Genomic DNA, 12,856 nt, shown 5'->3' with positions numbered 1-12,856 from the left:
AAATGAAAGACAATGCTCAGAAAAAACAAATGACCCGTAATTGGGTTTTAAAGCGATTCTACAACCTCAGGGTACAATTATACCACCAAGACCTAAGTTACTCACGTAGGGTAGCTTAAAACTCGATTATGAGGCATTTCTAAATTATTTCTTGCTTTAAAGTTTTACTTGTTATAAAAAAACCCTTATTGTACCCTATCACGCTTTTTATTCGTTGTAAAACATTTTTTTCAAAAAAGTGAAAAGTTTTTGTAATTTAGGTGAAACAAGAGCTGGTTTTGGAGGTCTTATTGAGATATAACGACTTTTATCTAAAATTCTTAAGTTGAGTCTTTAGGTAATCTCTATAAATAATTTGTAGATGAAGCTAAAGGAAAAAAGTTGCTGCCATAAACATAAGCTACTGAGCTCGTAAACTGCTTAAAATGGAGACAAAGATCTAAATTTATTTATTTACGTCTCCAATTTTATCTAGTATAATGAAAACAAAATTTCTACTATATTATTGGTAGATAAAAAGCAGAGATATGGGGCTTTCTAAAGGGTGAGGACAATTTTTCACCCCCCCCTTGAAATGAAAATAAAAGCAAGATGTCAAACACAGATAGCTCAACTACAAGCTGGTTTTTGTTGTAGTTATTTTCTCACTTTCTTTACTTGCTTTAATTAATTCATCAAAGTCAGATTCATGTAATTTATCTTGTATAACTCTATACTTTTCGTATTCTCCTTCAGCTAGAGCTTTTGCAACTTCAGCACTCAGCATCTTTAAGTACTTCATAATCATTGAACAATAAAAATGCATCCAACTTTTCAACCCAATTCTGCATTTTCATTAGCCGATGCTTTCTTGCTTGAAGTTCCGCATAATCTAGATACATCGAAACAATATGATTTAGTTCACTCAACTCTTTTTCAGTCAAATAGTTTTTTGCAGTACTCACATCACTCTTATGAATTTTGTTGCTAGGACCATCTTTTAGTTAGCCCCATATTTGGTTTTTTGTGGTCAACTCGAGAATATATTAGCTCTGCTGCATTCAGGCCATAAATCGCCCAATATAATTTATTCTGTACTTTTGCATAAAATTGTTTTGTTATTTCTGAATTTGGATCATAGTCTGCAGAGCATTCAGCATAAATGTCGGTAATCTTCTGGTAAAACCTACGTTCGGATGCTCCTGATTTTTTCAAGTAATTCATTGAAGTAGTCTTTGCCAAACTTTGGGCCGTTTTTTAGCCGTTCGCTATCTAATGCAAATCCTTTGATGATGAAATCTCTCAAAATTTTTGTAGCCCATACTCTGAAAGATGTAGCCTTTTTAGAATTAACTCGATAACCAATAGCTATAATTGCATCCAAATTATAAAATTGTGTAGGGTACTGTTTACCATCTTCAGCAGTATTCCGGAAAATCCGGATAACTGAATCTTTATCTAACTCTTGACTAGCAAATATGTTCTGTAAATGCTCACTAATTGTTCTAATATTAACATCAAACAACTCCGCCATTCTTTTTTGTGTAAGCCAAATGTTTTCATCTCGATACAAAACATCAATTCTCACGTCTCCATCTGGAGTTGTATATAATAAAATTTCGTTCCCATTTATTATCATATCTACTCTACCTTACTTCAAGTAGCATATGGGTTATTTGTAAAAAAGACAAGCAACTGTAAAACTCTAAAAATAGAGAACTATCTGCTTTATTCTTTAGCTGATAAGCAGTTTTAAAATTATTTTAACTTTTTTTTAGAAAATCCCGGAAAAAGTGGTGAGAAATCCGGTATATATATAATAGAAGGGCATTGATGTAGTTTGTGGATGTGCTTCAAATACAAAAGCTTTAAGTGTCAATTCAAAACTCGGCAAACAAACATTGAATATACTTGTATTTTTTTAGATGAGGTAAAAACTTCATTTTAAAGCTAGGTGTAACTTTATAGATCAATCTCAGCACCTCATCAAAGAATGCACTTAGTACCCTTTAAAACTTAATTAAATGGTATTTTTAGTAATCTTACTGTTACAAAACAAACTTGCAAGCAACGGTTTTTATCCTTTGCAAAAAAAATTGAACAGTTTTTGTAATTTTGGTGAATATATATAATAATACCAATTCTCATTGTTGTCCAGTCAAATAGGAAACATTGCAGAGTTGTTTAATTGTGGAGCTGGCAAGAGAAGTAATAAATTTGCACAAAGCACCCTCAAGTAGAGCAATTGTATCGTATATTTTATTGCGCAAAATGTTCTGTTTTATATATAACCAAAGCCTCTCAACAGGATTTAGCTCAGGTGAGTATGGAGGTAGGTATATAATGTCGATATTTTTAGGTACCTTTAAATTTTTTGACCTATGCCAACTAGCACAGTCCATAACGAGAAAAGCCTCTCGTGTTTCTAGATATTGCGAAATTTGCTCAAGAAATATGTTCATGCAATCAGTGTTGACATTTGGTGCAAATAAGCTAGAACTCTCTCCATTTCTAGGATTAACTGCACTATAGAGATAGAAATTTTGCCTACCTAATTTTGTTTTAACCTGTGTTCTAATCCCCTTTTTAAACCACCCATGTCCGACTTTTGAATGTGTGCCAAACCGTGATTCATCAAAGAAAAATAGCTCTTTTTCTGGATACTTGCTAATTGTATGGTCCCAGAGTGTGATGGTGTGGATTTAGTATAAATAATTCTGGAGACTGTGTCCACTGATAACATATAAATTCATAAGGAGTAAGACCCTTAAGAGTTTTGAGTCTCTTTGCATAATTATAAGCCATAACAAAGTTATAAAGGTGTTCTTTAAGTTGCTGGTGCGATTGATAGTAATACTTCTTAACTGTAGCATCCTTTAAAGTTTTATTCATACGCTCGACTTGCCCATTCGTCCAAGGATGGCTAACTTTTGTCAAACGATGTTCAATAACATTCTCTTCGCAAACTCTATCAAATATATGTTGGAAAGCATACTTATGACGCTTCTGGTTTGTAAATTGTATACCGTTATCTGTCAAAATAGTATGGATTTTATACGGTAAAATTCTAATCAAATTACGTAAGAACTCAGCAGCTATGGGTTTTGTAGCACTGTTACACAACTCAACATAGGTAAATTTGGATGTCCTATCAATAGCAACAAACAAATGTAATTTGCCCTCCTCAGTTCTAACTTCAGCAATATCAATATGAAAGTAACCGATAGGATATTGTTTGAATTTCTTTTTTGACTTAACTTCTCCATCAACAGTTGGTAATCTGCTAATGTTGTGTCTTTGTAAACAACGATGCAAGCTAGAGCGAGTCAAATGCGGAATTGTAGACTGCAGAGCGTAAAGGCAATCATCTAGTGGCAGTAGTGTATACTTGCGAAATGTAACTATTATAGCTTCCTCTTCTAGCGTTAAAACAGTTGATCTTGGATGCTTTGGACCCATATCAGCATCTTTCGTAAATGAACGTTTTCTCCACTTAATAATAGTTTTTGGATTAAGGTTATAATGCTTGGAGAGTTTTGCTATGCTCTCTTTTCTATTTTGTATTGCTCTACGAATCGTCTGTGTTGTTTTGGCGCACCCATGTAATATCTGTCCCATAATGACTCCTTAAATGATGATGATAGTATACCATCACTCTCTGGGACCATACAGCTAATAGCTCCATTGAGATTTTTTTTTGAATTCCTCTTGTTTGCTTTTATCTTGTCCATTATGAACTGGTCTTGGTGTAATATATGAGAATTTCATCTTTTGCATATGGCGGTGTACTGTAGATTTGCTGATATTTAATCCGAACTTTTCCTGGATTCTTATTCTCATTTCTTTAATGGTGATATTAGGATTTTCTTCTATCCACTCTTCAATTTGCTGTAGTTGAGCCTGATTTAATTTAGTTTTTCTACGACGTTGTGAAGGAGCAAACAGTTTTTCTTCTCTGCCAATTTTCAAGAGTTTTACCCACGAAGTTAGTGCGCTTCTTGAAATGCAATATATTTTTGCTACAGCCGTTATACTGTACTTTTTTGCTGCAATTACAGCATTTAGTTTTTTTGAAACATATGCATTATTCCTTACTTTCTTCAGCATTTCTTTTGCTGATTCTACTACTTTTTCATCCAATAATTTTGATCTTAATGCCATTTAAACCTCGCTATTTTACTTACTTCAGTATGGCTTTTCTTCCATCATTGTCCATCTGTTTGCCCTGTAATGGGAATTGGTATAAGAGGTTGTCCGGAAACTAGTAAATTCAAGCATATTCCCTCTTTAACATAACCCTACTCATAGCTAGGTATATGAAATTCTCAGTGGATGTTGTGAGTAAATCATACTCCTTCGATAGCCTTCTATTCCTATTAACCCAAGCAAAAGTCCTTTCTACAACCCATCTTCTTGGCTGTACTTTAAACCCTTGTTCTCTTGTTGGTAGTAGCTCAGGTGGCGTATCTTTGTGCACCCAAAATCTACATGGAGGCCTTGTAACAATTTCAATATCTATGTCATATTCTTCCTTTGTGTGATTCTTTAAATTTCTTCCTTGGTATCCCATGTCAGCCCACATTTTTTTAACTTTAGTATATTTTGTTCTCATATTGTTTAATGCTATTTTAATACCATCTCTATCATTTTCGTTAGCAGCGCCTACGTAACAACCTAGTATAAAACCCTGAGTGTCTGTAATTATATGCCTTTTTCTACCCTTTACTTTTTTACTTCCATCATAGCCTTTGATCCCCCCTTTTCTGTAGTCTTTACAGATTGACTATCTACTATACAGGCACTCGGCTGCTCATTCCTTCCTATTTTTCTTCTACTATATTTTGTAATTTCATAATTCATTTTCTCAAAAATTCCCTGCTTCTTCCATTGCCTGAACTGCTCATACACAGTCTTCCATAGCGGAAAATCATTTGGTAAATACCGCCATTGACACCCTGTACGCAATACATAGAAAATTGCTTCTAATATTTCTCTTTTGCTATACTTTGGCGGCCTTCCTCCTTTCTTGTATGATACTCTGAAGTGTTTTTCTATTCTTGCCCATTCCCTTTCGCTTAGATCTGTTGGATACTTTTTTCTCATCTTTACCCCGTACTAAAATTTCAGATATTATAGCCTTTTACTTGTTTCCGGACAACCTCTAAGAAAACAACTTTCTGCAGTAGCACATAATTCTCGAATTTCCGTTGTTGGTCTACAAAAACCTATGAATTTCTAGTGTGTTTTGTAGAAACCAGACGATATTTTGGAGTAAGTGCTACTTGTAATTTTAATAATAGCAAATGTCAACCCTAACACTAGATCTAGGCAAGCAAACGGGCTGGTCAATTCTAACAGATGGAGTAATTAAAAGTGGGAGCAAAAGTTTTCATGGTAGCCGTTTTAGCGGAGGTGGCATGTGCTTCTTGAATTTTCGTAATTGGCTTAATTCTTTGAAGGACATTTCTGCAGTGTATTTTGAGGAAGTAAGAAGACATCTAGGAACTGATGCAGCGCATTGCTATGGCGGTTTTCTCGCAGTTCTGTCTGCTTGGTGTGAAGAACATCATGTGCCGTACAAAGGTGTTAATGTTAAAACTATAAAACGCTTTATAACAGGCAAAGGCAATGCAAGTAAGAGTGAAGTTATTGAAGCTGTAAAGGAAAAAGGGTTTTCACCTAAAGATGATAATGAATCTGATGCTTTAGCATTAATGTTTTATGTTATGGATTTTAGTAAAGATATTAATAAGATGAAAAATCCATAAAAAGTGGGTCCTTTCGGCCATATTGGCGGGTTTGGTTGGTCCGACCCCAGGCCTTCTCTAGCGTCAGATATATTTTGAATATTAACTTTTTAATTATTAAGATATGAATTTAGCAATCCACTACTATCCTGTTGAAAACCTAGTTGAATATGATCGTAATCCACGTAAAAATGACGATGTAGTCAACAGAATGTGTGCTTCTATTCGGGAATTTGGCTTTCGTATTCCAATAGTTGCAAAAAGCGATGGAACTGTGGTTGATGGTCATTTAAGACTTAAAGCAGCAAGAAAACTTGGTATGGAGAGTATTCCAGTGGTCTTAAGTGATAATCTAAATGAACCACAAACCAAAGCTTTTCGATTACTGGCAAATCAATCAGCTAATTGGGCAAAGTGGGACGATGATCTTTTGAGAGTGGAAATTCAAGAGTTAGAAGATTTGCAGTTTGATCTTAAAATGACTGGATTTGAATTGGAAAAAGTTCAAAACTTTCTTGATGATTTAGATGGTGAAAAAGAAGATCTTTCTGACTTGGTTGTTGATGACAAAAAGGTAGAAATAACAAAGCCAGGTGATCTTTGGATTTTAGGTGATCATCGAATCTATTGTGGTGATAGCTCTGTAGTTGAATCATATAAAGCGCTGTTAGATGATAAAATGGCAGACATTACTGTTTGTGATCCTCCATATAACGTTGATTATGGTAATAGCCAAGACAAAAAGATATTAAATGATAATCAAGGTGAAAAGTACGAACTTTTTCTCTATGACATCTGTTCCCATATTTTAGCATATACGAAAGGTGCAATTTACATCTGCATATCATCATCAGAGTTTTCAACGTTGCAAAAAGCATTTGAGGAGGCAGGAGGAAAATGGTCAACATTTATCATTTGGGCAAAGAATCATTTTACGCTAGGCAGGTCTGATTATCAAAGACAATACGAAGCAATGCTCTATGGATGGAAAAGCGGCAATAAACGTGAGTGGCATGGAGGAAGAAATCAAAGTGATCTGTGGTTTTATGATAAGCCAACACATAATACACTACATCCAACAATGAAGCCAGTAGAGCTAATGGAGAGAGCAATAGTAAACAGCAGCAGATCAGGAGACATAGTACTTGATCCATTTAGCGGTTCTGGAAGTACACTGATTGCATGTGAGAGAACAGGAAGAATTTGTAGGACAATAGAGCTAGATTCAAAATTTGTAGATGTAACCATAAAACGTTGGCAAGTGTACACAGGTAGGGAAGCAATTCTTTCTGGTACTGGTAAAACTTTTTCAGAGATTCAAGAAGAAAAACAGTAAGAAAAAAGTGGAAAAGATAACGCAAACAGAAATTTAGTAAGCCTTGGTAGTTGTAATATTAATTTACTGGTATATACCGTATTTTAATGAGTTTAGCGTAACAAATAACTTTGGATTAAATGTGGTGTACTCAATGAATCAAGAAAAGACGTTAGCTGGAGTAGTAACGTCGCAAACAAATAATGAAGCATCGTTTTCTGAAGAAGTAGAAAATAATGTTTCAAATTCTACACTATCTGTTAAGGAGAGAATTGAATTGTTTGAAAAAGGTACGAAGCAAGAACCTGACCTGAACACTGAATGCAAACTAGCTTCTTTAAATGTGATTAGCAATAGTAGCGATAGCAGTATTACAGCAAAAATAGACGAAGCAGGTGCTGATTTTTCAGTGAGTTGTTCTTCTTTAGTATTGGATGATGGTAAAGACATAGAGGACGAATTTAATGCAGTTTGTGAGGCAAATGGAATAGAATATAACCGTCCGTATTCTCTTGATCAGTTTGAGGCAGCATCCAAAACATCTTCCAACCCCAAAATAGACAATACAAAAGAAATGCAAAAAGAGGAAGAGGATAAAGAATTAGGAGATAAACCAAAGCCGTTACCTAGGAATGGAATGTTGGAGAAGGACAATATTAGAAATGTAGCTCCACCTTCACCTAGAACAGCAGAAAATCATCGGTTGAGTATTATTCAGGATATTGCACCACCAAAGCTACCACATTCTTCTTTCCAATTAAATGGAGAAAAATGTGATGAGCAAGAAGCTATAGGAGAACCTATGTATGCAACTATAGACAAAAATAAAAAATTCTCGAAAAGAGGTTTAGATGGTGAAATAAACGATCAAAGTCCGGAGATGGAAAAGTCAAATTCTGAAGAAACATCAATTAAGAAAGGATCAGAAGATATAATTGATGAACCTGTAGATCTGAATACAAAATTTTTAAAAAAGAGTTTGGAAGGAAGTGATAGTGGAATAGACAATAGAAGTGCAGAGATGACAAGATCAAATTCTCAAGTAACAGAAATGAGTGAGTCTTGTGGCAATCAAGGATGGGAGAATATGTCATTAAATCATGATAGTCCAGTTACACTTTCAACTAGCTCATCAGAAAAAAGTGATAATGAAGAAACCCCGTTAATTAAAAAAGAAAAGAAAACAAATAGAATTTTGCCAAGAGTAAAATATGCAGTGCAGCAGAAGGAATTTATAATTTTCGGTATAGCTGCTGTTGCACTTAGCGTTTCTGCAGCTTTGGTATATTTACAGGATAAAGCACAATTTATTGCATTTTTTGCAAACAGTGTCATCTATGTAACTATACCAATTCTAGCTGTTGCATTATTGGTTGCAATTAGTCCGATATTTTGTGGAATAAAGCAATTTAGAGATACTGAAGAGTGTCAAATAGGGGGAAAGAATGCGAATGAAACTTTGAATCAGGTGCTAAAGTATCAACCAAAAGATAAAGTAATAAAATCAGTCAAACTGGAATACGGCAATGGTACTCATTCGCATTTTACACTTAACGCTTGGGAGGGTAAGAACAACTTCATTAATATTGACGACAAAGTCATTAGTAGAAGAAATAAAGTAGAATCAGTAATCAAAGATAGGCCATTATTTACAGCATTATTAAGCAGTTTGGTTGCTGCAAATATAGTATTGCCTTTATTACTGTATGTAGAAGGTGGTATTAATAGTGTACAGAAGTTTTACCAGAACGCTTTGATTAATAACGTAGGGTTATCACTACTTATAGGCTCGAGTATACTTGCACTATCAGTGATATTCCTTGGAGTACATTACTACAGAAAAACAAATCGCACAAATCTTGTATATTGTGAGGAAAGAATTGAACCAGAAAAAGTTAATGGAAAGTTCATTGAGGAAATAAAGGAAGCAAGGACAAAAGTGCTTGAAGAAAACCATAGTAAAGATGCCAAATGCAGCAGTTTAACGCTAGAGCAAGTAGTGGTTGAATCTCATAACTACAAAGATGCAATTTATAGTATTAGTTGAAAATAGCCAAGTTTCACTATGTAAAAAGAAAGCAGCTATAAACCGGAGTACTTCGCTTGATGTTAGTAAAGTATCTCTAAAACATTGGAAAGTATAAACAGGTAAGGAACTGCTGATATTGGCAAAACCTTTTCAGAGATTCAAGAAGAAAATTCGTAGAAACAAGAGAGAGGAGAAAAAAAAGTGAAAATAACACAAACAGAATGGGCAAGAGAGATAGGAGTATCAAAGCAATATGTCTGTTATTTAGTAAAGAAAGGGATAGTTGAGTTGGAGGATGGTTTGATCAATAGAGAACAAGCAAATGAAGCAGTAGCGGCAATAAGAGATCCAAGTCAGCCACTTAGGAGGAAAAATCCAGAAAACGAAAATACAAGTAACCTTTCCACGATGTTGCTAAAAACTCGAATAAAAAATGAAATGGAACGAGGTAAACTTCTTGAGGCGAAAGCTAAGGCTGAGATTGGTGAACTTGTAGCAGTAGAGGAAGTAAAGCGCGATGCATTTAATGTAGCAAGAGTTGTACGTAATAATTTGCTTAATATTCCAAATAGAGTTTCAGCACTGCTTGCATCACTGAGTGACACTGAAAAGATGTATGGTCCCAGAGTGTGATGGTGTGGATTTAGTATAAATAATTCTGGAGACTGTGTCCACTGATAACATATAAATTCATAAGGAGTAAGACCCTTAAGAGTTTTGAGTCTCTTTGCATAATTATAAGCCATAACAAAGTTATAAAGGTGTTCTTTAAGTTGCTGGTGCGATTGATAGTAATACTTCTTAACTGTAGCATCCTTTAAAGTTTTATTCATACGCTCGACTTGCCCATTCGTCCAAGGATGGCTAACTTTTGTCAAACGATGTTCAATAACATTCTCTTCGCAAACTCTATCAAATATATGTTGGAAAGCATACTTATGACGCTTCTGGTTTGTAAATTGTATACCGTTATCTGTCAAAATAGTATGGATTTTATACGGTAAAATTCTAATCAAATTACGTAAGAACTCAGCAGCTATGGGTTTTGTAGCACTGTTACACAACTCAACATAGGTAAATTTGGATGTCCTATCAATAGCAACAAACAAATGTAATTTGCCCTCCTCAGTTCTAACTTCAGCAATATCAATATGAAAGTAACCGATAGGATATTGTTTGAATTTCTTTTTTGACTTAACTTCTCCATCAACAGTTGGTAATCTGCTAATGTTGTGTCTTTGTAAACAACGATGCAAGCTAGAGCGAGTCAAATGCGGAATTGTAGACTGCAGAGCGTAAAGGCAATCATCTAGTGGCAGTAGTGTATACTTGCGAAATGTAACTATTATAGCTTCCTCTTCTAGCGTTAAAACAGTTGATCTTGGATGCTTTGGACCCATATCAGCATCTTTCGTAAATGAACGTTTTCTCCACTTAATAATAGTTTTTGGATTAAGGTTATAATGCTTGGAGAGTTTTGCTATGCTCTCTTTTCTATTTTGTATTGCTCTACGAATCGTCTGTGTTGTTTTGGCGCACCCATGTAATATCTGTCCCATAATGACTCCTTAAATGATGATGATAGTATACCATCACTCTCTGGGACCATACATCTTAAGGGTCAAAGTATTTTTCCATTCATTGTAAGGGAGGTAATTATGGATCGTGGAGACATTGCAGAAGTTTTGTTTTTATCTATTAAGGAAGATGATCCCTACAGGGCATCTAAGCTTATTCAAATTGAACGTTGGTGCTATGCAAATTGGAAGATACATGCAGGGTATGGTGAAATAAGAAATAATTTTCTTGCACAAGTGTTATCTAGTGAAGATTGCTGGGAGAAAGTTAATAATTTACATGGAGTTAAGCTCAATGGACAAATGGTAGGTAAAAAATTAATTACGCCAAGTTCAGATAATAATCCAAATCCTTTTGGCACTGATAGATACAAAATTGCATGTGAGTGTTGTTTAGAAGAGGATATCGTCAAAATATTTGAGGATTATAGGAAGGAACGTAATGTAGAAAATGATGATTCGTTAAAGAGGTTAGTAAGTAATTTAAGCTATGGGAATCCCCTAAAAACTTTTTGGTCGCACCATATTGGTGGTTATATGTCTGAGTTAGATTTGAAAGGCCGTCATCCATATGAGTATGGGCTTGACTGTGCTATAGATTGGAAACGGGCAGAGGCAGTGGAATTCTTTTGGAATAAGATAAAATCATTGCCTGAAGGTGAATTAAGTGCTCAGAAGAAAGATGAGATCTTGATGAAAAATGCAATATATGCAGCAGGGCCTAACTTTCGCGTTTATCCTGATATATTTGAATTCTTCCTTAGCCAGATAAATCCTGATAGATATTCAGAGCTTTTAAAAAGAGACTTAGGGAAGAATGGTTATTATGGATCTTTAAATAGAATGAAGGATGTATTTAGTTTTGATAAATTTCAGGAATTATTTGATTGTTTAAAATCAAGTGAAATTTCAGAAGATGATTACTCTCTTTGGTTGAAATTCATGATAAAGGACTGTCCAGAGCATTATTTAGGTGCGGGTGTGGAAGTTTTTATGCATATGTGGAAAAAAGAAGGATTTGATAATCATCGTACTTTCACATTGGATGAGGAAATGATGGAAGATTCTTCTTTTCAAGGAAAATTTTCAGTGCATTTGGTTGAAAAAGGTTTTGTGAAGCCAGTGTGGGCAATATTAGATAAGGCTAATTCTAGGCAAATCAAAGAGTTTATGTCCTCTGAGAAAGCAAATTATATACGTTCTATATTAGAACAAAGAGATAATAAATCATTAAATAAGTTTTTAGGCTATGGTAAGTCTGCTGATGAAGAACTTAATCCAAAAAACATACCTAGCCCAAATGGTGATTTAGTTGAGGTAGAGATTAGTAAAGTACATGATCAATCTTATATGGGGTTAGGTGATCATTAAAGAGTATTATACATTATTTAGGGGGTTATATGTTAGGTCAAGAAAAACCACAAGATTTTGAGTTAGTAGAACTATTAATTCGAGAAGCAGGTTCAAATGTAGCAAGTACGTCAACTCAGCAAGGAAGTGATTTTGAATCTTTCAAAGCAAGGTTTCAATCGTATATTGACCAGGTTCCATCGTATTTACATTCAGTAGGTAAAGAAGGATTCTTTCCGCATTTCTTTTTAGGAAGCTTTTCTACTTTGATAGACACAGAAATTGCAATAAAGCTAAGTATTGAGAAAGTATATTTTAGTTTTGATAGTGCAAGGACTCTAAAAGTAGCTGTTATTAAAAAAGGAGAAATCAAAAATCCAGAAGATGCTGCTGATAAAGTAAGGTTCTTTGTTATTGCAGAATCTGGTAGCACAAGAAAAAAGTTTAGTTATGGTGAGCTAGATAAGATATTAGGCAATACTAAAGTTGCCAGGAATAATGTTGTGAGGCTAGCTAGAGATCAAGGTAAGCTAGGTGTAAGATTGGTAGAAATCACTAAAGAAAAAGATGCCAAAGGGAAAATGGCAGGAATATCTGTTAATGTAGAAAATAATAAATTGGACAATGATGCTTCTACAATACACGAGTTTAAGGAAATAAAAAAGGGATCATGGAATAATCCAGAAAGTGATATAGCAAAGCTGACTAATCCTGATGTGGAAAAAGTGAAAAAACCTGTTGAAAATATTTAAAAAAAAGTTAGTAAAATTCACTCTGAATATAAGAATTCACTTACCTATGCTCAAGGAACAAGAGAAGCAGCACATCATGGATTTGTAGCAGGAGCTTTAGTGAATTT

The 12,856-nt window shown here is 34.5% G+C and carries 8 protein-coding genes and 4 pseudogenes; 6 read left to right on the top strand and 6 right to left on the bottom strand.

Going from position 1 to position 12,856, the window contains the following annotated elements:
- Positions 1–613: 613 nt before the first annotated feature.
- The 5 genes and pseudogenes from AAGD74_RS07275 to AAGD74_RS03240 all read right to left on the bottom strand — a co-directional run bounded on the left by AAGD74_RS07275 (position 614) and on the right by AAGD74_RS03240 (position 5,082).
- Positions 614–1,618 (bottom strand): annotated as a pseudogene (locus AAGD74_RS07275) (virulence RhuM family protein).
- Between the two features lie 505 nt (positions 1,619–2,123).
- A pseudogene (locus AAGD74_RS03255) lies at positions 2,124–2,651 on the bottom strand (IS630 family transposase); the annotation flags it as partial.
- Complete coding sequence (locus tag AAGD74_RS03250) at positions 2,647–3,597, bottom strand: IS481 family transposase (RefSeq protein WP_341810740.1); 951 nt, start codon at positions 3,595–3,597, stop codon at positions 2,647–2,649. The gene AAGD74_RS03250 and the pseudogene AAGD74_RS03255, both read right to left, overlap by 5 nt.
- A 75-nt stretch (positions 3,598–3,672) precedes the next feature.
- A pseudogene (locus tag AAGD74_RS03245) lies at positions 3,673–4,140 on the bottom strand (helix-turn-helix domain-containing protein); the annotation flags it as partial.
- Between the two features lie 109 nt (positions 4,141–4,249).
- Positions 4,250–5,082 (bottom strand): IS5-like element ISWpi1 family transposase gene (locus tag AAGD74_RS03240; protein WP_338482219.1). Its coding sequence is split into 2 segments (ribosomal slippage): positions 4,250–4,713 and positions 4,713–5,082, totalling 834 coding nucleotides; the frame shifts between segments, so codons are not numbered across the junction.
- A gap of 200 nt (positions 5,083–5,282) precedes the next feature.
- Here AAGD74_RS03240 and AAGD74_RS03235 point away from each other — a divergent pair.
- The 4 genes from AAGD74_RS03235 to AAGD74_RS03220 all read left to right on the top strand — a co-directional run bounded on the left by AAGD74_RS03235 (position 5,283) and on the right by AAGD74_RS03220 (position 9,703).
- On the top strand, positions 5,283–5,747 hold the full coding sequence (locus AAGD74_RS03235) for a Holliday junction resolvase (RefSeq protein WP_338977143.1): 465 nt from the start codon (positions 5,283–5,285) through the stop codon (positions 5,745–5,747).
- A 103-nt stretch (positions 5,748–5,850) separates the two neighbouring features.
- The gene (locus AAGD74_RS03230; RefSeq protein WP_338977145.1) at positions 5,851–7,062 is read left to right on the top strand and encodes a DNA modification methylase; all 1,212 of its coding nucleotides are present in this window, start codon (positions 5,851–5,853) and stop codon (positions 7,060–7,062) included.
- A 133-nt stretch (positions 7,063–7,195) separates the two neighbouring features.
- The gene (locus AAGD74_RS03225; RefSeq protein ID WP_341810748.1) at positions 7,196–9,088 is read left to right on the top strand and encodes a hypothetical protein; all 1,893 of its coding nucleotides are present in this window, start codon (positions 7,196–7,198) and stop codon (positions 9,086–9,088) included.
- 183 nt (positions 9,089–9,271) lie between these two features.
- The gene (locus AAGD74_RS03220) at positions 9,272–9,703 is read left to right on the top strand and encodes a hypothetical protein (protein WP_341810747.1); all 432 of its coding nucleotides are present in this window, start codon (positions 9,272–9,274) and stop codon (positions 9,701–9,703) included.
- Here the strand turns inward: AAGD74_RS03220 and AAGD74_RS03215 are convergent.
- A pseudogene (locus tag AAGD74_RS03215) lies at positions 9,685–10,629 on the bottom strand (IS481 family transposase); the annotation flags it as partial. The gene AAGD74_RS03220 and the pseudogene AAGD74_RS03215 overlap by 19 nt on opposite strands.
- Positions 10,630–10,728: 99 nt before the next feature.
- Here AAGD74_RS03215 and AAGD74_RS03210 point away from each other — a divergent pair.
- Together AAGD74_RS03210 and AAGD74_RS03205 are read left to right on the top strand one after the other, a co-directional pair.
- Complete coding sequence (locus AAGD74_RS03210; protein ID WP_341810746.1) at positions 10,729–12,018, top strand: hypothetical protein; 1,290 nt, start codon at positions 10,729–10,731, stop codon at positions 12,016–12,018.
- Positions 12,019–12,047: 29 nt separating this feature from the next.
- A complete protein-coding gene (locus tag AAGD74_RS03205; RefSeq protein WP_341810745.1) occupies positions 12,048–12,749 on the top strand; it encodes a hypothetical protein in 702 nt (233 codons plus the stop codon).
- Positions 12,750–12,856: the final 107 nt, after the last annotated feature.

Origin of the sequence: Wolbachia endosymbiont (group A) of Campoletis raptor (assembly GCF_964026755.1) — a bacterium.
In the GTDB taxonomy this organism is placed as follows: domain Bacteria; phylum Pseudomonadota; class Alphaproteobacteria; order Rickettsiales; family Anaplasmataceae; genus Wolbachia; species Wolbachia pipientis.
Note: the sequence above shows the minus strand (reverse complement) of the source record. Positions and strands in the feature narration are given on the sequence as shown.

Excerpts from the sequence above, each read along its gene's own strand:
- AAGD74_RS03250 (WP_341810740.1), bottom strand. The coding sequence starts at position 3,597 with ATGGGACAGATATTACATGGGTGCGCCAAAACAACACAGACGATTCGT.
- AAGD74_RS03235 (WP_338977143.1), top strand. The coding sequence starts at position 5,283 with ATGTCAACCCTAACACTAGATCTAGGCAAGCAAACGGGCTGGTCAATT.
- AAGD74_RS03230 (WP_338977145.1), top strand. The coding sequence starts at position 5,851 with ATGAATTTAGCAATCCACTACTATCCTGTTGAAAACCTAGTTGAATAT.
- AAGD74_RS03225 (WP_341810748.1), top strand. The coding sequence starts at position 7,196 with ATGAATCAAGAAAAGACGTTAGCTGGAGTAGTAACGTCGCAAACAAAT.
- AAGD74_RS03210 (WP_341810746.1), top strand. The coding sequence starts at position 10,729 with ATGGATCGTGGAGACATTGCAGAAGTTTTGTTTTTATCTATTAAGGAA.
- AAGD74_RS03205 (WP_341810745.1), top strand. The coding sequence starts at position 12,048 with ATGTTAGGTCAAGAAAAACCACAAGATTTTGAGTTAGTAGAACTATTA.